The 22549-nt window shown below is 68.6% G+C and carries 21 protein-coding genes; 14 read left to right on the forward strand and 7 right to left on the reverse strand.

Features of this window, described 5'->3' with window-relative positions; genetic code table 11:
- The first annotated feature begins 5 nt into the window (after positions 1 to 5).
- A complete protein-coding gene (locus tag ACWGCN_RS17525) occupies positions 6 to 833 on the forward strand; it encodes an IclR family transcriptional regulator (protein WP_387447388.1) in 828 nt (275 codons plus the stop codon).
- On the opposite strand, the gene ACWGCN_RS17530 is transcribed toward ACWGCN_RS17525, so the two are convergent.
- Entirely contained in the window at positions 830 to 2518 is a 1689-nt protein-coding gene (locus tag ACWGCN_RS17530) for an FAD-binding dehydrogenase (RefSeq protein ID WP_452458136.1), read from the reverse strand. The two genes, ACWGCN_RS17525 and ACWGCN_RS17530, sit on opposite strands and share 4 nt — an antisense overlap.
- Before the next feature lie 97 nt (positions 2519 to 2615).
- Here ACWGCN_RS17530 and ACWGCN_RS17535 point away from each other — a divergent pair, with 97 nt between their 5' ends.
- A complete protein-coding gene (locus ACWGCN_RS17535; RefSeq protein ID WP_378997029.1) occupies positions 2616 to 2828 on the forward strand; it encodes a hypothetical protein in 213 nt (70 codons plus the stop codon).
- A 183-nt stretch (positions 2829 to 3011) separates the two neighbouring features.
- The gene (locus tag ACWGCN_RS17540; protein WP_379318408.1) at positions 3012 to 3665 is read left to right on the forward strand and encodes a cutinase family protein; all 654 of its coding nucleotides are present in this window, start codon (positions 3012 to 3014) and stop codon (positions 3663 to 3665) included.
- Positions 3666 to 3671: 6 nt separating this feature from the next.
- On the opposite strand, the gene ACWGCN_RS17545 is transcribed toward ACWGCN_RS17540, so the two are convergent.
- Entirely contained in the window at positions 3672 to 4274 is a 603-nt protein-coding gene (locus ACWGCN_RS17545; RefSeq protein ID WP_452458137.1) for a TetR family transcriptional regulator, read from the reverse strand.
- Between the two features lie 149 nt (positions 4275 to 4423).
- Between ACWGCN_RS17545 and ACWGCN_RS17550 the strand changes: the two genes are divergently transcribed.
- The 5 genes from ACWGCN_RS17550 (at position 4424) to ACWGCN_RS17570 (ending at position 8156) form a co-directional block, all read left to right on the forward strand.
- Positions 4424 to 5650 carry an alkane 1-monooxygenase gene (locus tag ACWGCN_RS17550; protein WP_378997023.1) on the forward strand — a complete coding sequence of 409 codons (1227 nt, stop codon included), beginning with the start codon at positions 4424 to 4426 and terminating at the stop codon, positions 5648 to 5650.
- Positions 5647 to 5823, forward strand: coding sequence for a rubredoxin (locus ACWGCN_RS17555; protein WP_378997037.1), 177 nt, complete (start codon positions 5647 to 5649; stop codon positions 5821 to 5823). Before ACWGCN_RS17550 ends, ACWGCN_RS17555 begins: the two co-directional genes overlap by 4 nt.
- Complete coding sequence (locus ACWGCN_RS17560; RefSeq protein WP_266289085.1) at positions 5820 to 6002, forward strand: rubredoxin; 183 nt, start codon at positions 5820 to 5822, stop codon at positions 6000 to 6002. The genes ACWGCN_RS17555 and ACWGCN_RS17560 overlap by 4 nt, the downstream gene beginning before the upstream one ends.
- Positions 5999 to 7192, forward strand: a complete 1194-nt coding sequence (locus ACWGCN_RS17565) for an NAD(P)/FAD-dependent oxidoreductase (protein ID WP_452458138.1) — start codon at positions 5999 to 6001, stop codon at positions 7190 to 7192. The genes ACWGCN_RS17560 and ACWGCN_RS17565 overlap by 4 nt, the downstream gene beginning before the upstream one ends.
- Before the next feature lie 79 nt (positions 7193 to 7271).
- Positions 7272 to 8156, forward strand: coding sequence for an NmrA family NAD(P)-binding protein (locus ACWGCN_RS17570; RefSeq protein WP_387447393.1), 885 nt, complete (start codon positions 7272 to 7274; stop codon positions 8154 to 8156).
- A 54-nt stretch (positions 8157 to 8210) separates the two neighbouring features.
- On the opposite strand, the gene ACWGCN_RS17575 is transcribed toward ACWGCN_RS17570, so the two are convergent.
- The 5 genes from ACWGCN_RS17575 to ACWGCN_RS17595 all read right to left on the reverse strand — a co-directional run bounded on the left by ACWGCN_RS17575 (position 8211) and on the right by ACWGCN_RS17595 (position 15325).
- Positions 8211 to 10223 carry an SDR family oxidoreductase gene (locus ACWGCN_RS17575; protein WP_452458139.1) on the reverse strand — a complete coding sequence of 671 codons (2013 nt, stop codon included), beginning with the start codon at positions 10221 to 10223 and terminating at the stop codon, positions 8211 to 8213.
- Positions 10224 to 10497: 274 nt separating this feature from the next.
- Positions 10498 to 11601 (reverse strand): glycosyltransferase, encoded by a 1104-nt coding sequence (locus ACWGCN_RS17580; RefSeq protein ID WP_378991881.1) that lies wholly within the window; start codon positions 11599 to 11601, stop codon positions 10498 to 10500.
- Positions 11598 to 12929 (reverse strand): glutamate-1-semialdehyde 2,1-aminomutase, encoded by a 1332-nt coding sequence (locus ACWGCN_RS17585; protein ID WP_449961277.1) that lies wholly within the window; start codon positions 12927 to 12929, stop codon positions 11598 to 11600. The genes ACWGCN_RS17580 and ACWGCN_RS17585 overlap by 4 nt, the downstream gene beginning before the upstream one ends.
- Entirely contained in the window at positions 12929 to 14245 is a 1317-nt protein-coding gene (locus ACWGCN_RS17590; protein WP_452458140.1) for a GNAT family N-acetyltransferase, read from the reverse strand. Before ACWGCN_RS17590 ends, ACWGCN_RS17585 begins: the two co-directional genes overlap by 1 nt.
- Positions 14246 to 14254: 9 nt before the next feature.
- Positions 14255 to 15325 (reverse strand): YveK family protein, encoded by a 1071-nt coding sequence (locus ACWGCN_RS17595; RefSeq protein ID WP_378991886.1) that lies wholly within the window; start codon positions 15323 to 15325, stop codon positions 14255 to 14257.
- Positions 15326 to 15620: 295 nt separating this feature from the next.
- Between ACWGCN_RS17595 and ACWGCN_RS17600 the strand changes: the two genes are divergently transcribed.
- The 6 genes from ACWGCN_RS17600 to ACWGCN_RS17625 are packed head-to-tail and all read left to right on the forward strand — an operon-like array spanning position 15621 to position 22534.
- The gene (locus ACWGCN_RS17600; RefSeq protein WP_452458141.1) at positions 15621 to 16457 is read left to right on the forward strand and encodes a glycosyltransferase family 2 protein; all 837 of its coding nucleotides are present in this window, start codon (positions 15621 to 15623) and stop codon (positions 16455 to 16457) included.
- Positions 16454 to 17818 (forward strand): O-antigen ligase family protein, encoded by a 1365-nt coding sequence (locus tag ACWGCN_RS17605; RefSeq protein WP_452458142.1) that lies wholly within the window; start codon positions 16454 to 16456, stop codon positions 17816 to 17818. The genes ACWGCN_RS17600 and ACWGCN_RS17605 overlap by 4 nt, the downstream gene beginning before the upstream one ends.
- Complete coding sequence (locus ACWGCN_RS17610; RefSeq protein WP_449961288.1) at positions 17815 to 18879, forward strand: glycosyltransferase family 4 protein; 1065 nt, start codon at positions 17815 to 17817, stop codon at positions 18877 to 18879. The genes ACWGCN_RS17605 and ACWGCN_RS17610 overlap by 4 nt, the downstream gene beginning before the upstream one ends.
- Complete coding sequence (locus ACWGCN_RS17615; RefSeq protein WP_452458143.1) at positions 18876 to 20474, forward strand: oligosaccharide flippase family protein; 1599 nt, start codon at positions 18876 to 18878, stop codon at positions 20472 to 20474. Before ACWGCN_RS17610 ends, ACWGCN_RS17615 begins: the two co-directional genes overlap by 4 nt.
- Positions 20413 to 21450 carry a beta-xylosidase gene (locus tag ACWGCN_RS17620; protein ID WP_452458144.1) on the forward strand — a complete coding sequence of 346 codons (1038 nt, stop codon included), beginning with the start codon at positions 20413 to 20415 and terminating at the stop codon, positions 21448 to 21450. Before ACWGCN_RS17615 ends, ACWGCN_RS17620 begins: the two co-directional genes overlap by 62 nt.
- Complete coding sequence (locus ACWGCN_RS17625; RefSeq protein WP_452458145.1) at positions 21437 to 22534, forward strand: glycosyltransferase family 4 protein; 1098 nt, start codon at positions 21437 to 21439, stop codon at positions 22532 to 22534. Before ACWGCN_RS17620 ends, ACWGCN_RS17625 begins: the two co-directional genes overlap by 14 nt.
- Positions 22535 to 22549 lie beyond the last annotated feature (15 nt).

Raw genomic sequence — 22549 nt, forward strand, 5'->3', positions numbered from 1 at the left:
ATCACATGACGGTCGAGATCGTGACCGAACCGGCGCCCGAGAACCTGTGGACCGGATCGGGCCGGGCGACCGGGGCACCGCCGACGTCGATGATCGAGCGGATGACGCTCATCCTGGACGCGTTCGACGCCGCCACACCCACGCTGACGCTGCTCGGGCTCGCCGAACGCACCGGGCTGCCGCGCTCGACCGTGCATCGCATCCTCGACCAGATGATCCGGCTGCGCTGGCTCGCGCACACTCCGGGCGGCTACCGGCTGGGGCTGCGGGTGCTCGAACTCGGCGGGCTCGCGGCCGAGCAGAACGAACTGCGCGAGGTGGTGGGGCCACTGCTCTACGAACTCAGTCAGCGCACGGGGCTGGTGGGGCACCTCGCGGTGCTGGACGGGCGTGAGGTGTTGTTCCTGGATCGTTCGGGGGGCCGCGGCCGGGTGGTCATCCCGACCCGTGTCGGTGGCAGGCTGCCCGCGCACTCCACGGCGGTGGGCAAGGCGCTGCTGGCCACGCTGGAGCCCGGCATCGCCGAGGCCGCGCTGCGGGGCAATGCCGTGGCACGAACCGCGCGCACGATCGTCGACCGGGCCGAACTGCATCGCGAACTCGCCCGTATCCGCAACCGTCAGGGCGTGGCCGTGGACACCGAGGAGTCGCTGCCGGGCGTGGGTTGCGTGGCGGTGCCGATCCGCGGCCGCGGTGTCGCGGTGGCCGCGATCTCGTTGTCGGGCACGGTCAATGGTGAGCGCACCGCGCTCGACACCGCGCGGCTGGCTCGGGCGCTGGCCGAGGTGGCCAAGGAAGCGTCACGCACCCTGGCCCCCCGGCACCCGCACTAGGCTGCGCGTCGCGCGATCGCTCGACCGGCAGCCCGACCGGAGAAGATGCACCCGCCCAGGAACGTGCCCTCCAGCGCGTTGTAACCGTGCACGCCGCCACCGCCGAACCCGGCGACCTCACCGGCCGCGTACAAGCCGGGGAACACCGAGCCGTCCGGGTGCAGCACCTGCGAATCGAGGTCGGTCTGCAGACCGCCGAGGGTCTTGCGGGTCAGCACATTGAGGCGCACCGCGATGAGCGGGCCGTGGGCAGGATCGAGGATGCGGTGCGGCTTGGCGACGCGGAGCTTGTCGCCGAGGAACTTGCGGGCGCTGTTGGTCGCGGTCACCTGCGCGTCCTTGGAGAAGGAGTTGGCGACCTCGCGATCGCGGCCCACGATCTGGTGCTCGAGGGCGGCCACGTCCAGCTTCGGACCGCGGGAGATGTCGTTCATGCCGTCGACGAGTTCGGCCAGGGAGTCGGCGACCACGAAATCCACGCCGTGCTGCTTGAACGCCTCCACCGGGCCCGGCGCGCCCTTGGCGAGCCTGCTGCGCACCGTGAACTTCAAGTCCTTGCCGGTGATGTCGGGGTTCTGTTCCGAACCCGACAGCGCGAACTCCTTCTCGATGATCGACTGGTTCAGGACGAACCACGAGTAGTCGTAGCCCGTCGACAGGATCTGACGCATGGTCTCGTTGGTGTCGAAACCGGGGAAACACGGTGCGGGCATGCGGTTTCCGTTCGCGTCGAACCACAGCGACGACGGGCCGGGGATGATGCGGATGGCGTGATCGGGCCAGATCGGATCCCAGTTGTGGATGCCCTCGGTGTAGTGCCACATCCGATCGCGGTTGACCAGCGCCGCCCCGGCTTCCTCGGAGATCCCGAGCATCCGGCCGTCGACATAGGCGGGTACACCGGAGATCATGTGCTCCGGGCACGGGCCGAGCCGTTCGGTGGGCCAGTTGCGGCGGATGAGGTCGTGGGCGTGCCCGATGCCACCCGAACTCACGAGAACCGCGGGGGCTCGGAAGGTGAACTCGCCCATTACATCCCGGTTCGAGGCCTGACCGCGGTCGGTGTCGGAGGGGGCGAGAACGCTGCCGCGCACGCCGGTCACGGCGCCGTCGTCGACGATCAGCTCGTCGACGCGGTGCCGGAAGGCGAAGCGGACCAACCCTTTCGCCTCACCGGCCAGCACCGGCTCGCGGAACACCCGCAGTACCTCGGGCCCGGTGCCCCAGGTGAGGTGGAACCGTGGCACCGAGTTGCCGTGTCCGCCCGCCAGGCCACCGCCCCGCTCGGCCCAGCCGACCAGCGGGGTGAAACGCAGACCCAGGGCGTGCAGGTAATCCCGCTTCTCGTCGGTGGCGAACCGGACGTAAGCCTTCGCCCACTCGCGGCCCATCCGGTCCTCGTCGTCGCGGTCGAAACCGGCCGAACCCAGCCAATCCTGCAGTGCCAGTTCGTAGGAGTCCTTGATGCCCATCCTGCGCTGCTCCGGGCTGTCGACGACGAACAGCCCGCCCAGCGACCAGAATGCCTGCCCGCCGAGGTTGGCGCGATTCTCCTGATCGAGCACCAGGACCTTGCGTCCGGCGAGCACCAACTCGTGCGCGGCCACCAGGCCCGCGAGTCCGGCGCCGACGACAATCGCGTCGGGGGTGAAATCTTCGGTGGGCGCAGGCACTGTGCTCGACATGCCTGGAACGTAGCATTGGTTAGTCGGCAGGTGGGGGCAAGTCCTGGAAAACAGCCTGACCTGCGACATTTCATTCGATGAAAGGCTCGACACGCTCATGAACGCCCGAACCCGTACCGGTGCCGCCGTCCTCACACTCGCCGTCGTGGCCGGCCTCGGCGCCACCTCGTGCTCGAAGTCGCGCTGGTGTGAACGCGATCAAGGCGACGTTCTCGTCGCGGACTCCTACTGCGAACGTGGTGTGGCGGGCTACGAGTGGGAGCCCGATCACGACAAGCCCAAGTACAAGAAGAAGCCGAAGAAGCACTGAGGTAGCGCAGCGGCGTTGTGCCGCAGGCGATCCGAGATGTAACCGTGGCGCAGCCGATGCCGAGTTCGCGCCATGACGATGCAGGTCAACGGGTATTCCACCACTGAGCACACCGAATGCTGTTGGGCAGGAGGTGAATCGCTCTTTCTCTATTTCTCACAACGGCGTGAGTGGGTGGGCACGATGACCTATCGGAAGGCAATTCGTATCGTCGCAAGGCAAACAGCGCGAGCGCTGTCGGTGTTGCTACTGACCGCGGGAATCGGGACAGCGATGTCCCCGGGACTGACAGCGTGGGCGCAGGATTGCGCCACCCTCGACGTCGTGATCGCCCGCGGCACAGCAGAACCCGGCTATCTGGGAGCCGCGATCGGCGACCCGCTCTACGCGGTACTGAGCGCGCAACTACCGGTGGACACCACCGCCCATCGCGTGGACTACCCAGCCGACCTGCTGGTGCCGACCTCGATGCCCGACGGCACCCGGGCCATGACCGGCCACCTGCTCGAGCAGGCCGCCGCCTGCCCCGACCAGCGTTTCGTTCTCGTCGGCTACTCCCAGGGCGCGGTGGTCACCCACGGTGTCCTCGGCTCCGTCCCGTTGCCCGGAGCGTGGGTGCTGCCGCCGGAGCTGTCCTCGCGCGTCGTCGCGGTGCTCCTGTTCGGTGACCCCCTGCGATTGATCGGCGGCCCGGTCGCACCGCTGTACGCCGACCGCACCGCGAACTATTGCGCCGCAGGCGATCCGGTGTGCGCGGGCGGGGTGTTCCCAGCCGCGCACGGTAGCTACGGGTGGGCGTTCGCGGCCGCGGCCGGACAGGTGAACGCGCGGTTGTGAGCCCGCTCAGAGCGCGGGCATGACCCCCGACAGGACAGCGCCGACCTGCGCCACCGCGCGGTCGACGCTGCCTGTCGGCTGGAACAGATGACTCAGCGTCAACCGGACCATGATCTCGACGACCGAGGTCAGCTCGTCATCGGTGAGGGACGCGAATTCGTACTGCTCGCGGACGGTGGCACTGAGGGCGGCGACGGCCCGCCCGAGTACCGGTTCCGGGTCGCTTACCAGGGCGGGCAGCATGGCGGTATCGCCGTCCTGGCGAGCTGAGAGCACCGCCTTGATCAGGGTGTTGTCGCCCGCGGCGCGCAGCGTGTACTCGGCGGCGGCGGTCATGCCGGCGAGCGGGTCGGCCGGATGCCGGGCCAGCGTCTCGGCGATGCCGGTCAGGTAGATGCCGGTCTCACGCTCGATCAGGGCATCCGCGAGCGCCTGCTTGGTGCCGATCTCCTTGTAGAGGACCGGCCTGCTGATACCGACCTCCTTGGCCACCCGCGACATGTTGACCGCGCCCCAGCCCTCGCTGACGACCATCGTGCGCGCGGCGTCGATCATCCGGTCGCGCAGCAGTTGGCGCATTTCTGCCTGAAAGTTCGGTGGTTCGGCCACGTGATCATCCTACATGTGCCTATCGATGTGCTCGTTCATTGACAATCTGCGTGATTGTGTATCCAATCGGAACAACACGCGCTAATGTGTAAACGAAGGCGACTTCGAGCGAGAAGGTGTCCGAAGTCTCGGTGATGAGGAGAATGGCAATGACGACATCTCGAATCGGTGACCACGCAGGATCGGCGGCCCCGCCGCAGTGGCGAGATCCCAAGCGATACCTGTGGCTGTTCGGCCTCGTCGCCCCCAGTGCGACGCTGCTGGCGACTGGGTTCGTGTGGGCCTTCAACCAGTTCGGCTGGCAGGCCGTCGCGCCCGTGTGGTGGTGGCTCGGGCCGATCCTGCTGTATGTGCTGCTGCCGACCCTCGACCGGTTCTTCGGGCCCGACGGCAAGAACCCGCCCGAGGAGGTGATGGAGCAGCTGGAGAACGACAAGTACTACCGCTACTGCACCTACGCCTACATTCCGTTGCAGCTGTTCAGCCTGGTGTTCGCCTGCTACCTGTGGACCGCGGACAACCTGTCCTGGCTCGGCATCGACGGTGGTCTCGGCCTGATCTCCAAGATCGGTCTGGCCTTCACGATCGGCGCCATGGGCGGCGTCGGCATCAACACCGCGCACGAACTCGGCCACAAGAAGGACGAACTCGAACGCTGGCTGTCGAAGATCACGCTGGCCCAGACCTTCTACGGCCACTTCTACATCGAGCACAACCGTGGCCACCACGTGCGCGTGGCGACGCCGGAGGATCCGGCCAGTGCGCGCTTCGCCGAATCGTTCTGGAGCTTCCTGCCGCGCAGCGTGTGGGGCAGCTTGACCTCGTCGTGGGAGCTGGAGCGTACCCGCATGCAGCGGCTGGGCAAGAGCACGTTCTCGCTGCAGAACGACGTGGTGAACGCCTGGCTCATGTCGGTCGTGCTGTGGGTGGGGCTGGTCGCGGTGTTCGGTCCGTCGATTCTGCCGTTCCTGGTGATCCAGGCGATCTACGGTTTCTCGCTGCTGGAGACGGTGAACTACCTCGAGCACTACGGTCTGCTCCGGCAGAAGACCGCCTCGGGCCGCTACGAACGCTGCACCCCCGAGCACAGCTGGAACTCCGACCACATCGTCACCAACATCTTCCTCTACCACCTGCAACGGCACAGCGACCATCACGCCAACCCCACCCGCCGCTACCAGATCCTGCGCCACATGGACGGCGCGCCCGAGCTGCCCAGCGGCTACGCGAGCCTGATCGGCCTGGCCTACGTGACGCCGTTGTGGCGCAAGGTGATGGACCATCGCGTGCTCGCCCACTACAACGGCGACATCACCCGCGTGAACATCCAGCCCAGCAAGCGGGCGCGGGTCCTGGCGAAGTACGGAGTGAACTGATGGCCTACCTCTGCCCGATCTGCGACTACGTCTACGACGAGCGATTCGGCGCTCCCCGTGAGGGTTTCGCGCCCGGCACGGTCTGGTCGCAGATCCCCGACGACTGGTGCTGTCCCGACTGCGGTGTGCGCGAGAAGGTCGACTTCGAACCGAGGGAAGGCGCGACCCGATGAGCGACTATCGACTGTTCCAGTGTGTCCAGTGCGGCTTCGAATACGACGAGGCGCTCGGCTGGCCCGAGGACGGTATCGAACCCGGCACCCGCTGGGACGACATTCCCGACGACTGGTCCTGCCCCGACTGTGGTGCCGCCAAGGCCGATTTCGATATGCGGGAGGTGAGCCGCGGATGAGTGGACGGATCGTCATCGTCGGCACCGGTGTCGCCGGCGCCACCGCCGCCCAGACCCTGCGACGTGAGGGCTACGCCGGTGAGATCGTGCTCGTCGGGGCCGAACCCGACCTGCCGTATCGCCGACCGGCGGTCTCCAAGGAGTTGCTCGCGGGCACTACGCCGTTCCAGCGCGCGGTGCTGAAGCCGGTGAAGTTCTGGGCCGACAACGCGGTCGATCTGCGCCCGGCCACGCTGGTGCGCGCGATCGACACCGACAGCGCGACAGTGCGTTTGAGCACCGGCGAGGTGCTCGGCTACGACAGCCTGCTGCTCGCCACCGGAGCAGGCGCGCGCACGATCGACACCGCGTCCACCCGCGTGCACACCTTGCGCAGACAGGCCGACGTCGTCGCACTGCAAACCGCGATCGACAGGGGCGGCTCGCTGCTCATCATCGGTGGCGGGCTCATCGGCTGCGAAGTCGCCGCCACCGCGCGCGGTCTCGGCGCCGAGGTGACGCTGTTGAACGCCGGGCCGGGGTTGCTCGATCGGGTAGTGCCGAACGCCGTGTCGAACCTGGTGCGCGACATCCACATCGAGCACGGCGTCGTCGTCGAGAACAGTTTCACCACCACACAACTGGTCGACACCGCCACAGGCGTCACCGCGACCACCACCGACGGCCGCACGTTCACCGCGGCAGCCGCCCTGGTCGCCATCGGCTCGATCCCCGACACCGCCCTGGCCGAATCCGCCGGCATCGCGGTGAACGACGGCATCATCGTCGACCAGCACTACCGCACCTCGGCCCCCGCCGTCTTCGCCGCGGGCGACGCCACCACCGCATTCAACCCCCGCCGTGGCGAATACGAACGCGGCCAACACTGGAACACGGCGATGTCGGACGGCGCCGCGGCCGCCAGAGCCATCCTCGGCCACCCGGCGGCCCCCGCCGAAGTCCCGTGGGGCTGGACCGACCAGCACGGCCTGTCGATGCAATTCGCAGGCTGGCTGCATCCGCACGACGACCTGGTCATCGACGGCGACCTCGGCTCCCGGGACTTCCTCGCGATCGCCCTGCACAACGGTCACCCCGTCGGTGCCGTAGCCATGGCGAGACCGAGAGAGCTCCGAGCCACCCGCACCCTCATCGCCGCAGGGCAGCCGTGGTCACCGAACGCGTCCCTCGACCTGGTTCGTTCACGCTGAACCGAGAGCCGGCGAATTCGGCGAAATCTGTCGGCTGTTGCGGTCAGGAACTGGCCGCGATGGGTTTTAGCGTGGGGTTATGGAACTGAGAGAGGACGCGAAGAAGGTTGTTGTCACTACGCCGGTCGGGCATGTGGGGGCTCGGGTTGTGCAGTTGCTGGTGCAGGCGGGGGTCCGGCCGACGGTACTGATGCGCGATCGGGGGCGGCTCGATGCCGCGATGCGGGAGTTCGTCGACGTCGTGCGGGTCGATCAGGGGGATTCGGAGGCGGTGGTGCGGGCCACCGTGGGTGCGGATCGGTTGTTCTGGGTGGATCCGCCTGCGCTGGTGGAGGGTGATCCGGTGGCGGGGTTCGCGCGGATGGGAGCGTCGGCGGCGCGTGCTGTTGTCGAGAACGGGATCGAGGCGACGGTGTTCGTCAGCAGTGTGGGTGCTGAGAAGCGGGGTGGGGCCGGGGAAATCGACGGGCTGGCGCGGACCGAGGAACTGCTCGACAAGACCGGGGCGAATGTGGTGCACCTGCGGTGCGGCTACTTCTTCACCAATCTGCTGACCCAGCTCGACGAGATCCGGGCGGGCACGCTGTCCACACCGTGGCCGCCCGACCATGCGATGGCCTGGGTGGATCCGCGCGATATCGGTGAGGTGGCGGCGGCCCGACTGCTGTCGGATGCCTGGTCGGGGCGTGTCGTGCAGGCCGTGCACGGTCCGCGGGATCTGACATTCACCGAGGTCGCCGAGATCCTCGGCCGGCAGTTGGGCCATGCGGTCACCCCGATCCACCTCGCCGACAACGAGTTCCGGGAAGCGCTGCGATCAGCGGGCCTCGGACAGGGTCAGATCGCCGGAATCGCCGGTATGTCCGCGGGATTGAGTTCCGGATTCGTCGCGGAGAACCCGCGGACGGTGCTCACCACCACGCCGACGACCCTCGCCGCCTGGGCGAGCACCTGGCTGCGGTGAACGGAACCGGCCGGTCACGACGAACGCCGTGACCGGCCGGTGTTCAGGGTGATGTCACCAGTGCACGCCGGGCAGCACCCGGCTCATCCGGGCCGCCGAGTTCGGCATCACCATCAGCGGCGCGAAGACCGGGCCGAGGACGGTGAGGGCATTGCGTGTCGGTTCGGCGGACTCGGTGACCGTGGCGGGAACGGACTTACCCTGTGCCGCAGTGGATTCGCCGAAGAACCGGAACCCGGTGTGCATGATCGTGCGCTTGAGCGAGGGCAGGAACATCTCGACCGCCTGGGCGAAGGTGCCCGCGGGGGTATCGATGCGGTCGGGGCGTTCCAGCAGAGCGCGGACCACGATGTCGGCCGCCCGGTCGGGGTCGGGCAGGGGCAGCGACCGGTAGAGATCGGTGGGCGCGATCATCGGGGTGCGCACGAGCGGCATCCGGATCGAGGTGAAAGACACACCGTCGCCACGGTTTTCGACGGCGGCGATATCGCTGAAGTTGTCCAGGGCGGACTTGCTCGCGGCATAGGCGGCGAAGCGAGGTGCCTTGGTCTGCACGGCGATGGAGGAGATGTTGACGATGTGGCCGAAGTGACGTTCGCGCATCGAGGGAAGCAGCCCCAGGATGAGGCGGACGGCACCGAAGTAGTTGACCGCCATGGTGCGTTCGAAGTCGTGCATCCGGTCCACCGAGTTGGCCACCGAACGGCGGATGGAGCGACCGGCGTTGTTGATCAGGTAGTCGACATGGTGGTGCTCGGTCAGCACGGTCTTGACGAGGAGGTCGACCGCCTCCGAGTCGGTGATGTCGCAGGGGTAGGCGAACGCGGTGCCCCCTTCGGCGCGCACGGATTCCACTGCGGCCGTGAGATCTTCGACGCCACGGGCGATCATCAGCACGATCGCGCCACGGCGGGCGACGGCGTGGGCTGTGGCCAGACCGATACCCGAGGACGCGCCGGTGATCAGCACCGTGCGGCCCGAGAGCGGGTGCGCGTCGGCGGCGGGACGACCGCGGTGCGGGTCCAGATTGACGCGCCAGAAGTCCCAGAGACGGTCGGCGTAGGTGTCGAAGGCGGGCACGGTGAGGCCGGGCAGTACCGCCTGGGTGGAATCGGAGACGAAGTCGGCGGTGAATCCGACGTGGGGTGCGACCTCGGCGGGAATACCTGCCTGTTCGAACAGGAAGTCGCGCACCGTGTTCGCGCCGGGCACGTGGCCGAGCCCGCTCAGCGCGCGTGCGCTGCCGGGCACGGTGCCGATGCCGACCGGACCGCCCGCGGCGGCGGCCAGTGCGCGGTAGATCTCCCCGAACGGCTGCGGCCGCGGGTTGACCAGGTGGAATGTGCGCCCGTCCAGGCCGTCGCGGCGCACCAGTCGCACCATCGCCTCGGCGACGTAGTCGACCGGCACCACATTGGTCGCACCCAGATCGGGCAGCGGCAGCGGCAGTTCGGACGGCAGGCCGGCCAGCGTCGAAATGGCCGAGAAGAAGTAGTACGGGCCGTCGATCTTGTCCATCTCGCCGGTCCGCGAATCGCCGACGACGATCGCCGGGCGATATACCCGCCAGCGCACGTCGGTGGCCTCGCGAACAAGTTTCTCCGCGGCGAACTTGGTGCGGTGGTACGGCGAGGTCAGGTTCTGGCCGAGGTCGAAATCCTCCTCGAAGAATTTGCCGCGGTGATCGCCCGCCACCGCCACCGAGGACACGTGGTGCAGGGTGGCATCGAGGTTGCGGGCCAATTCGATCACCGAGCGAGTGCCCGCGACGTTGGCCGCGTGGGCGGTCTCCTCGTCGGCGGTCATGTCGTAGACCGCGCCGAGGTGCAGTACGTGATCGGCACGCGGTGCGCCGTCACCGAGACCGAGGCCGTCGGCGGTCAGGTCCCCGACCAGCGCGAACACGCGGTCGCTGTCGGGATGTTGCGCATTGTGTGCGGTGAACTTGGGCAGCGACTCGGCGCGCACCAGCACGTGCACGATCGCGGTGGGGTCGGCTGCGAGCAGCCCCCGCACCACGCGTCGACCCAGAAATCCGGTACCGCCTGTCACGATGTAGGAAACCATCGCTCCTCCTGAAAATCTCGAAACACGGTGTCGCGCAACAGTGATCGGCATGCGGCGGTGAATGCGAAATCAACGGTTGAGGTCCAGCAGCAAAGTGGCTGGAGAGAAACCGGGCACATCGTCGTCCCGGCTACGCTTACCGTACTCGTCAGTAACCTAGCCGGGCAAGCTGATGGCGTGGTATCACCGTGTGGGAATTGTCACCCATCGCCGCAGGTCAAAGGGTATGTGTGACAGATACTTTCAGTAACCGAGAGTTTCAGACAACATGTCGCTACCGATCCGCCAGGACGTCGCCGACAGTGCTCGCGATCCTGGTGCGGAACACCTCGGGGGCGAAGGTGCGGGCGTGCTCGCGGATCTTCACGGGATCGTAGGACGCCGAGCGGAATTCGCCCATCACGTCGGCCAGCGCCGCGACGACGTCCGCATCGGATCCGGCCGGTACGTACTCGCCGGTGACGCCGGGGCGCACCGTATCGAGGGCGCCACCGGCACCGACCGCGAGCACGGGCGTGCCGCAGGCCATCGCCTCCACCGGGACGATGCCGAAGTCCTCGATGCCCGGCATGAGCAGGGCTTGGCAGCGCCGGTACATGTCCTGCAACAGCTCGCCGGAGGTGGCGCCGAGGAAGGTCGTCTCCGAGCCCGCGATCTCGTCGAGCTGCGCGCGGAACCGGCCTTCGCCGAGAACCACCAGGCGAACCCCGGCCCGCTGCGCGGCGCGAATGGCGAGGTCGGCGCGCTTGTAGGGCACGAGCCTGCCCGCGCACAGGAAGAAGTCCTCGCGTGCCACCGACCGATCAGGGGTGAAGCGGCTGACCTGCACGGGCGGGTTGACGACCGAGGCGGGCAGCCCCCACCATTCGGTGACCCGCTCGGCGACCGCGTGCGAGTTGGCGATGACGTGGGTGAGCCGCGGGGCGGCGCGCAGTTCGCCCCGCCGGGCCAGGGTGCCCAGCGCGCCCAGCGCCAGCTGCCCGATACGACCGCCTGCCTCCTGTGCGCGGAATTCGCGATCCCACGCCCAGCGGGCGGGGGAGTGCACGTAGGCGACCACCGGTGCGTCGGTGGCCAAGGCGGCCTGGGTGGCGAACGCGTGATGGCTGATCACCACGACATCGAAGTCGCGCAACGGCATTCGCCGCAGCGCGCGCGGGACCAACGGGAGCAGGGGAGCGTGCCTGCCGCCGGTGTAGGTGTGCGCCGTGCTGAGCCAGGTGTCGTGCACAGTGCGCACGGGCTCGCGCAGGCCGCCCGGCGCGACGATCGGTGCGAAAACCTCGGCATCGGGCCAGGTTTCGACGAATTCGCCGACCACAGCCTCGGAGCCGCCGAACTCGGTGAAACGTTCGTGGACGATGGCGACACGGGTCATCGGCGGGTGCTCGCTTCGATCTGTCGGGGCGCGGCGGTGCGACGCAGGGCGGGGGCGACCGGGCGACCGGTCAGCAGGCCGTCGACGGTGCCACGGGCGAGGGCGGTGCGGTACACCCGAGCGGCCTCGGCGAACGCGGCGATGGTGTGGTCGACGGCGGTGTCGTCGTGGGCGGCCGAGGTGACGAACGACTGACCGAGGACGCCTCGGGTCAGCATCTCCTGGATGAACAGGGTTCGAAAGGCTTGGGAAGCAACACCATCGGCGTCGTGCGTACGGAAAATGGAGCAGGACGGGCGCCCCGTCACCGACAGGTGCCCGGCGATGCCGAGCTCGGCGGCGATCGCGTTCGCTCCCGCGGCCAACCGGCTACCGGCCGCTTCCATCCGGGCGACTGGGTCCTCGGTGCGGTAGGCGTGCACCACCGCGCGAAATGCCGCCAGCGACGCGGTCTCCGGGCCGTGCGTGGTCGACAGCAGGAACACGCGGTCGTGGTCGGTCCGAAGCCCGCCGCGTTCCATGTACTCGCGTTTGCCCGCCAGCGCCGCGATGGGGAAACCGTTTCCCATCGCCTTGCCCCAGCACGACAGATCGGGGGCAACGCCGTATACGGCCTGCGCGCCACCCGCCGACCAGCGGAAACCGGTGATCATCTCGTCGAAGACCAGCAGGGCGCCGTACCGGTCGCACAGGTCGCGGACCGCGGACAGGTAGCCGTGTTCGGGTTCGCCGGTGGCGGTCGCGGGTTCCATCACCACGGCGGCGATCGGCGACGCGGCCAGGACCCGACGCAGCGCGGAGAGGTCGTTGTAGGGGAAGGTCGCGGTGTCGACCGGGGGGATACCAGCTGACATCGGTGTGGTGCCGATGAACCAGTCGTCGACGGAGAAGAAAGGCTGCTGACAGACCGCGACGCGGTCGCGTCCGGTCACCGCGCGGGCCAAGCGCACCGCGGCGGTGGTCGCGTCGGAACCGTTCTTGGTGAACTTCACCATGTCGGCGCCGGGGACCAGATCCAGGAAGTCCTGGGCGGCCAGCAGTTCCAGCTCGGTGGGGCGGGTGAAGCTGACCCCGTCGGCGATGGCCGACGACACCGCGTCCAGCACGGGTCGGTACGCGTGGCCGAGCGTCACCGACCGCAACCCCATCCCGTATTCGACATAGCGATTGCCGTCGGCGTCCCACACGTGCGCGCCCTTGCCGCGCACCAGGATCGGCGCCATGTTCTCCGGGTACTGATCGGCGCCACGAGCGTAGGTGTGCGCGCCGCCCGGCACCAGATCGTGCAGGCGGGCCTGGATCTCATTGCTGCGCTGGAACGTTCGCATCAGCGGCGACCTCCGTGACTCGGTGGTGTGGTCAGTGCCCACAGGCGATGGTCGGCGCGGACGCCCGTGGGGCCGCAATGGTCGTGGAGCACACCTTCTTCGGTGAAATGGGCGGCAGTCAAAGCGGTGTTCGGCGCGGGGTCGGCGCTGGGGACTTCGGCGGCGATCCGCCGAAGCCCGAGTTCGTCGAACCCGTGTTCGGCGACCGCCCGCAGCGCCGCCCCCAGCTGCGTGGCCTCGACGAGCTCGGGATCCGCCCAGGCCGACAGCCGGGCGACGCGCCCGGTCATCGTCGGTTCGAACAATCGGATCTCCCCGGCGTACCGGCCCTCGGTGCGGAGCACGAGGACCAGCCCGCCGGGTGACCGCAACCCGTGACGGGCGTTGCGCAGGGCGCGGTGCCACTCGCGCCGATGCCGGCGCCGGTCGGTCGGTGCGAGTCGGGCGCGGTGTGCGGTAGCGGCCGCCTGCCAGTCGACCCGGTCGGTGCGGGACAGGCTGCGCACCGCGATGTTCGGTGCGCCGGTGACGGTGATCCGCACCGCCCGGGCGAGCGCGTATCGACGCAGACGGCGAACGACCATCCACAGGAACAGCCGCAGCGCGGCGATCGCGATGATCGCCGGTGCGGGCCCACCGGTGCGCGAGGATGGATCGGTTGCCGGTGCCGGGAACCGTGGCGCAACCGCGAAAGTCTCGGGGGTCGAACTGTCACGTGCGGTCCACGCCCACAACGCGTGGTCACGCAGCGACCCACCCGCGTCGAAGGCCACGGCCATGGTGGCTTCCTTACGGAAGCCGAGGGCGCGCACCGATCCGGCGGCGGGCAGGTTGGCGGGCGAGATCGGCGCGACAACGCGTACCAGCCCGAGCGCGGTGACCCCGTAGTCGAGCAGCATCGCGCCCGCCACGGTGATCACCCCGTGGCCTGCCCAGCGGGCGTCGATCCAGGCGCTGGACTCGGCGGTTTTCGTCGCAGTGTCGATGACGCAGTACTCCAACTGTCCGACGAATTGTCCGTCGACCTCGATCGCACCCGCGTAGCGGCGTCCGGCGCGCATGTCGGCACGGGCCAGCAGACATTCGCGCGCCCAGCGCCGCGCGGTGTGCCGTCGTTCCCACGGCAGCGGGGAGGTGCTCCAATACGGTTCGATATGGGCGCGATCACGCAGTCGGATCTCGCGCCACGCGGCGAAATCCGACATCCGAGGTGGGCGCAATCGGATCTCGTGGCCGTTGTGTCGCACCGGGCCGAGGGTCAGCTGTGACAATTCGCGGTCGCTCGGCCGTTGTTTGCTTCGGTAGGAGATGGTCACGCCGCGGAGCTAGCTGTCGCGTGGTTCGGTGGGAGTCGCGCGCGGACTGCCCGGCGTGTACCCGACCCGAGGCAGCGCCATGGTCTCGGGATCGTGTGAGAGGGTGGCCGAGCGCGGGGTGACCGGGGCAGCGCGGCGTGGCGGCGTGTCGAACGACGCCGGGGGAGTCGGCGACGCGCGCATCCGGGAATCGGCAGCGGGTGCACGGGTTTCCACCGCGGGAGCACGGTTTTCGGGTGCTCGGGTTTCCGGCGTGGGCGCGACCTTGTCGATGTCGACCCCCGTGGGATCGGCAGGCTTCTTGCCGCCACGTCGACGGCCACGAGCCACCCCGGCCAGCACCAGACCTTCGGCGACCACGATCACTGTGGCCAGCGCGGCGAACAGCCCTTCCTGCACCGGGTGCGGGGCGACCAGTTCCCAGGAGGGCGCGGTGAGCACCGTCAGACGCGCCGGGCCGAGTACCTGGCGGAACTCGGTCTCGCGCGCGACGTCACGGGCGTCGAAACTCAACTCCGGGCGCAGCGGATCATCGGAGAGCCGCTTGGAAAAGGTGTCCTCGACCGCGCGCCGGTGTGCCTCCAGGTCGGCTGCGGACCGGGCGATCGCCTCGGTCCGCATCTGGGAACCGACGCTGTCGAGCGACTGTTCGACCGCCACGACCAATTTCGAGGCCTGCTCGGGCGAGCCGGCCTCGGCGGTGATGATCAGCAACGACGGCGCGGGACCGGTCATCGCCGACACCCGGGAGCGCAGATCCGCTTCCGAGGGTGCGAGCCCGTTCTTCACCACATCCGAGAGCACGCGGGTATCGGTGACCATCACGATGTAGGGCTGGGTCAGTTCGTTGAACACCGCGCCGATGGAGGGCTGCGAGATCTGGACGGTGATGCTCGCCTGGTAGGTCCGCTCGCTCCCGTCACGAACCAACCACACCGCGCCGCCGACGATGATCGCGGCGACCAGGGCGAACGGCAGGACCCGGATCAGCTGGCGGAGGTGGCCCGCGATGTTCACCACGGGCATCGACCGCCCGCCGGAGTCGAGGTCGGCGGTCGACGGCGACTCGGTACTGCTCACACTTCCCCCACATTTCACGCATCAACACTTCTCGATCACCGGCCCCCGAAGCCGGTACGGCCGTCACTTCGGCACGACCGAGTTGCGATGACGATACCTCAGGTCGGCCGGACGGTCGCGTCGGCGAACGCGGCCGAACCCCGCCGAACCTGCACTGTTCACTGTCCGGTAAGTCGCTGGGAATTCCACGGCGAACATCCGCGCGACCCTCCAGGTAGTCTGATCTACGTTCGCCCTTGATGGGTGCGGGACGGCTGAGCCGTCGGCAAATGGATGTCATTGAGGGGTAACGGCTGTGGGGGTTCGAGTGTCGGTATGTGTACCGGCCTTCAACGCGGCGCGCACGATTGTCGAGACGCTGGAGTCGATCAGCGCGCAGGATTTCGACGACCTAGAGATCGTGGTCGTCGACAACGCGAGCACCGATGGCACGGGTGATCTCGTGCGGGCGTTCGACGATGCGCGCATTCGGTTGTACACCAACGACACCACCTTGCCGATCGAGCAGAACTGGAATCGGGCGATCGAACTGGCCGGCGGCGAGCTGGTCAAGCTGGTCTGCGCCGACGACATGATCGCCCCGGGCTGCCTGTCGGCGCAGGTCGAGTCGATGGACGATCGCGAGATCGCGGTCGTAGGCGCCAAGTTCGACGTCGTCGACGACGACGGTGTGGTCCTCGCGCGGGGGCGCGGGCTGCCAGGACTGGTGGGTCGATGCTCGTCGCGGACCGTGCTGCGCACGCTGGTGCGCAAACTACCCGACGACGTGTGCCCGACCGCGGCGTTCCTGTTCCGTCGCGCTGATTTCGCCGCTACCACCGGTTTTCGCGCGGACTTCCTGTACGCGATGGATGTCGACCTGGTCGCGCGGCTGTGCGGACGCGGAGAGTTCTTCGGCCACGATCGGGTGCTCGCGATCAACCGCGCGTCGGTGTTCAACTACTCGAGTACGACATCGTCGGCGAGCAAATTCGCCGACGTGCTGCGGTTCAACCACCATCACCATCGGCAGTTCGCTGACCGCGTCGGTGTGATCGATGTCCTGATCGGCGACGGTCGCGTGCTGCGCCAGGCGCTGGTCCGGGTATCGGCGCGGGCCGCGCGGTTGTTCGGGCGAGGCGCGCGGCAGTGAGCTCCCTGTTGTACGTGGTGGCCCTGCCGGTGGCATGGGTCTTCCTGCGCTGGATCTGGGATCGGCCCCAACGCGGGGTGTTGCTGGTGGCGGCGTTGGTGCCGTTCAACGGATTGCTGCTGATCGCGCCGGCGTGGATGCGGGTCGACGGCTGGAAAGAAGCGATGCTGCTGCTCACCCTCGCGGTGGCGGCGTTCGTGCCCCACGGGCGAGTCGACCCGCGTCCGGCGTTGCCGTGGTGGTCGATCGGCGTGGTGCTGTGTGTGTTCGGGGTCGGTTCGGCGTTCCTGACTGCGGGAATTCTGGGCATTTTCGCGATCAAGATCACGTTCTTCTACTTCATCGTGGTGCCGCTGATCCTGTACCTGCGGCCGTTCACCGCGCGCGATCGCGATCTGCTCATCACGATCATGATGGTCGAGTCGGTCGGAATCGCGGTCTTCGGTTTGGCGCAGCAGGCGATCGGGCCGGCCGGGCTCGCGGAAATGGGCTACAAATTCAACGAGACGATCCGGTTCTCCGGTGGTCTGATGCGCTCGTTCGGATCGTTCAACCAACCGTTCCCGTTCGCGTTCTATCTGGTCACCGTCTTGCTGGTGGGCGGATCAGTCGCGCTGGCCGCGCCGCGACGGCTACGCAATCGACTGTTCCTGCTGACGACTCCGGTGCTGGTGGCCGGTGTCGCGGCCAGCGTCGTGCGCGCCGCGCTCCTCGGGTTGCTGATCGGTGTGCTGGTGCTCGCGGTTGTCCGCTATCGGCGACAACTCAAAGCGGTGATCATCGGCGGGGTCGCGTTGATCGTGGTGGCCGGCGTCGGGGCGTCGTCGCAGGCGCGCAGTTCGCTGTTGTCCTCGGACAGCCTGGCCGCGCGCGAGACCGGGTGGAAGGTCGTGACCAGAACGGTTCCGAGTCATCCGTTCGGTGAGGGCCTCGGCTCCACGGGGGCGGCCAAGGCGGCCCAACTCGTCGCCGAGCTCGGCCCGGCCGCCGAGAAATTGCCCTATGCCACCGGCGAAGTCCAGATCTACGGGCGCCCGTACCAACCCGACAACTACTACGTGAAGCTGCTCATCGAACTCGGGCCGATCGGGGTGTGGTTGTTCTGCGCGATCCTGGTGGTGATCTATCTGCTCGCGCTGCGTTCGGCGCGCACGATGACCGGCAACGACGCCGCACTGGCCCTCGGGGTCGCGGCGGCCGTGTTGTCGAGTGCGGTCGCGGCGGTCGCGTCGAGCTACTTCGAGATCTTTCCCAGCGATTTCTACTTCTGGTTGCTCGCCGCGGTCGTCGGCTGCGCGGTCTCCCAGCACTCCCCAGCCCAGGCCGTCGAGCGCAGCCCCGTCCCCGAACAGGTGTCATGAATTCTGCTGCGAACAGCCGGCCCACCGTGTGTTTCGGGGCGTTGGCCTACCGACCCGACGGCGCCGGGGTATCGACGTATCAGCGGGAACTGCTGGCGCAGTTGCCCGCGCTGTTGCCGGGTGCCGAGCTGTCGGCGCTGGTCCAAGCCGACGCGGCGAGTTCGCTGCCGTCCACCGTCTCGGCGGTGTCGCGGCCGGTGGCGGCGGGTGCTCGCCGCGCGTGGCACGGCGTCGCGCCGCTGCGCGGATTCGATGTGTTCCACGGCCTCGATGTCGACCTTCCGCTGGTCGGGCCGCGCGCCACGGTCGCCACGGTGCACGACCTGTCGGTTTTCGATGTGCCGTGGGCGTTCAGCCGCTATCGGGCGCGCGGAGAACAGCTGCTGGTCCGGACGTCGTTGATGCGGGCCGATCTGCTGATCGCGGTATCGGAATTCACCGCCGAACGGATCGCGGACAAGTTCGGCCGTACGGCGGTCGTCGTGCCGCTCGCTCCCGCCGACTGGGCGCGCGTCCCCGAGGCCTCCGCGGTGGACCGGGTGCGTGCCGACTACGACCTGCCGCCTCGATTCATCCTGCAGGTGGGGACCGTCGAGCCGCGCAAACAGGTCGGGATGCTCGCGGAAGTGGCGCGTGCCCTCGACATTCCGCTCGTGCTGGCCGGGGCCGGATCCACCGGTCCGCAGGCCCCGGCCACCGCGATCGGTCTCGGTTATGTCGACGCCGCCGATCTGCCCGCGCTGTACGCGGCCGCGACCGTGGTGGCCTACTGCTCGGAGTACGAAGGATTCGGGCTGCCGCCGGTGGAGGCCATGGCGTGCGGTGGCGCGGTGGTGGCCAGCGCGGTCGGCGCGCTGCCACAGGTCTGTGGCGACGGCGCCGTGCTGGTCGCGCGCGCGAATGTCGAGTCGTGGACGGCGGCCGTGCGCCCACTGCTGCACGACAGCGTCGGTAACACCGCACTGCGCGAGCGTGGTCTCGCCGCGGCGTCGACGCTGAGCTGGCGGGCCACCGCCGAGGCGACGGTCGGCGCCTATCGCGGCGCCGGGTTGATTCCGTGACGACCGAGGCGAAACCGTCGGTTCCCGATCGCCCGATCGGGGGCCGCGCCGCGCTGTCGGGCCGGGCCGCCGCCAACAACACCGCCGCGATGCTGGCCAGCCGGATCTTCGCCGCGGTGCTCGGCCTGCTCGGCACCATGCTCACCGCCCGCATGCTGCCCGCGGTCGAATGGGGCTACTTCTCCTTCGTGTTCGGTCTGCTCGGCATGCTCGCGATCGTCACCGATCTGGGTGTCGGGCGCGCGGTCATCGGCAAACTCGTGCACGGCGAGCCCGCCGAGGTCGCCGAGATCGCGAGCTCGTTCATCGCGCTGCGGACCGTACTCGGGCTGCTGGGCTACGGGGTGGCCATGGGCTATGTGGTGGTGCTCGGTTGTCCACCGCAGGTCATCGCGGCGACAGCCATCGCGGGGCTGGTCGTGGTGGTCGCGACGCCGAGCAACGCGCTCACCGTGCTGTTCCAGTCGACCATGCGCTTGACCTTGGTCGCCGCGGCGGAGTCGATCGCCCGCCTTGTCCAGGTGGCGCTGACCGTCGTGGCGGTGCTGTGGGCACCGACCTTGCTGATCGTGGTGATCCCCGCCGTGGTGTACGAACTGATCGCCATCGCGATCAAGATCGTCGGCGTGGGGCGGGGGCTCGGTGGACCGATCCCGGCGCGCCGCGTCGAACTGCGCTGGTGGGGCGGCATGCTGCGCGAGGCGCTGCCGCTGAGCATCGGCCTGGCCTTGATCATCATGCTGCAGAAGGTCGGCCTGCTGCTGCTGGGTCATTTCGACACCTTCGAATCCGTCGGGATGTTCGCGGTCGGCATGAAATTCGCCGACCTCGTCGACACCGCGGCGATCGCTGTCGTCGCCCCGTTGACCACGCTGCTGATCGCGGTATGGCCGGCCGACCCCACCGGATTCCGGCGCTACTTCCGCCAGTCGGGTGCCGCGCTGACGGCCCTCGGTCTTGCCGCGCTGGTCGCCTTCTGGCCGGTCGCGACCCAGGTGATCGACCTGCTCTTCGGTGCGAAGTTCGTGTCCGCGGTCGACGCGAGTCGCTACCAGATCATCGGCGGACTGCTCGGCGCGCTGGCCCATCTGGGCCTGGTCGCGCTGATGGCTGCCGGGCGCAACTACCTGATTCCCTGGATCGCGTTGCTCGCGTTGGCGGTCGACCTGGCGTTGTCGTGGCCGCTGATCGCGTGGCTGTCGTTCGAAGGCGCGGCCGTCGCCGGTCTGGTGGCCAATGTCGTTCTGCTGATCGGGGTGTGGCTCGCGCTCGTCGCCACGGTGCGGATCGGGCGGTTGATCCCGGTCACCTCGGTGGTGTCGGTCAGCGCCGTCGCCGCCGCGGTGATCGTCCCCGCGACGATGATTCAGCAGCGGTGGGAGCCGCCATGGATTGTCACCTCGACGGTGGCCGGTGTGTTGTACCTTTTCCTCGCCGGCTGCGTTGTGCGCTGGACCGACGGATTGACGATACGAAGCGTGCGAGGGCCGAAATCTGATGACACTGTGGCGATTCGCTCGGATGATCACCACCGTGGCTCTCACCCTCTCCCTGCTCGGATGCGGGACACCGACGATGTCGACCGTGCTCGATGAGCGCGTGAACGAGACCGGACTCGGCATCGCGGGCGGGCACTCGTGGCTCACACTGAGCACCGGCGAATTGGACCGCCAGATGAAGGGCGTGGTCGACGCGGGCGCCACCTGGATCAGGATGGACCTGGACTGGTCGCTCATCGAGCACGATCGTGGCCGCAAGGACTGGTCGATGACCGATCGGGTGGTGCGGTCGGCGCGCGCCCATGGGCTGCACGTGCTGGCCATCCTCACCTACTCACCGCCGTGGGCACGTCAGGACCCGGGGCCCGGCGGAAACAAGGTCGCCCCGTACCCCGCGCTGTTCGGCCAGTTCGTCGCCGACGCGGTCGAGCGCTACCGCGATCAGATCAAACACTGGGAGGTCTGGAACGAGCCCAATGTCACCAGCTTCTTCGCGCCGTTGCCCCATGTGGGTCTGTACGCCCAGCTGCTCCACCAGGCGGCGACGGCCGTGCGCACCCGCCAGCCGGGTGGTCAGGTGTTGGTCGGTGGCTTGGCGCCCGCCGCCGACAACGGCCGCGACATCGCGCCGTCGACGTTCATCGAGCGCCTCTACGCGCTGGGCTCGGCTCTCGACTTCGACGCCATCGCGGTGCACCCCTACTCCTATCCGGAACTGCCCTCGTCACCGAGCCGGGACAACGCCTTCCAGAACCTGACTCGAATTCGGGCGATCATGGACGCGCGCGGCGACACATCGAAGCGGTTGTGGCCCACCGAATTCGGCGCGCCGACCGGTACCGGAGCACGCGCGGTCGACGAGCAGACCCAAGCCGAGATACTCGGCGGCGGCCTGGACTCGATGGCGGCGATGCCCAATATCGGCCCTGTTTTCGTCTACTCCCTGATCGACGCGGGCGACGATCGCCAGAACCTGGAGGACAACTTCGGCATGCTCCGTCGCGACTATTCGGCGAAACCGGCACTGGCGCAGGTCCGCGCCCGCGCGGAGGTGCTCCGTGCGGGACAGTGACCACGGGCGCGAGCTGGTGTTCGTCGCTCACACCGGACAGGCGTCGGGCGCGGAGAACGTGATGCTGGCCCTCGTGGACTTGGCGCTGGAACGTGGCTACCGGGTGCGGGTCGCCTGCCCGGACGGTCCGTTGCGGGAACGGCTGCCCGCCGCAGTCGAGCACATCGGCATCGCCGGGCTGGGGCTGGCGGGTGAACGGGGCCTGCGCCGGTTGACCGCCGCGCTGGTGATGCTGAAGAACTGGATCGGTGCGGCATGGCGGCTTCGGAAGCCGCTGCGCGACAGCCGAACCCGGATCATCGTCAATTCCACCATGGCGTTGCCCGCGCTGGCGCTGGCCTGTCCGCATCGGCGCTCGGCGGCCTGGTTGGTCCACGACATCCTCGCCAGCCGACGGCAATACGGCGCAGCCTGGGCCGGTCGTGCCGCGGTGGGCCACGCCATCGCGGTCTCCGAGACCGCCGCGGAGCCGCTGCGCCGGCGCGGCTTCGATGTCGATGTCGTGTGCAACGGCGTGACCTGGCCGGTCGAACCCGCGCCCGTCATCGAGCGCACGCCACCGGTGGTCGGCATCCTGGGGGTGGTGACCTCATGGAAGGGCCACCACGTTCTGCTGGAGGCCGTCGCGGGGTTGCCCGAGGTGCGACTCGAAATCGCCGGTCGGGCATTGCCCGGTGACGTGACGTATCTGGCCGAGCTCCGCGAGCGCGCCGAGCAGCCCGACCTCGCCGGTCGGGTCGCCTTTCTCGGTCAGGTCGACGCGATGACCACCCTGCGGGGCTGGGACGCGGTGATCTCGGCCAGCGTGCTGCCCGAGGCCGGTCAGCTCGTCGTCCTCGAGGCGATGAGCCTGGGTGTCCCGGTGATCGCCACCGATCACGGTGGTTACGCCGACGACCGCGTCATGGTGTGCGTTCCCCCCGCCGATCCGGTCGCCTTGCGGGCGGCGATCGAGCGGGTCACCGGTGACCCGCGGTTGCGGTCGCGCTTGCACGAGGACGGTCGGGCTCGTGTCGCGGCGGCACACGATCGGTCCCGCACGCTGCCGCAGATGCTCGACGCACTGCTCGGCACGGCACCGTGACAGCGACGGACCCGG

The sequence above is a fragment of the Nocardia sp. NPDC055050 genome (genome assembly GCF_053608345.1).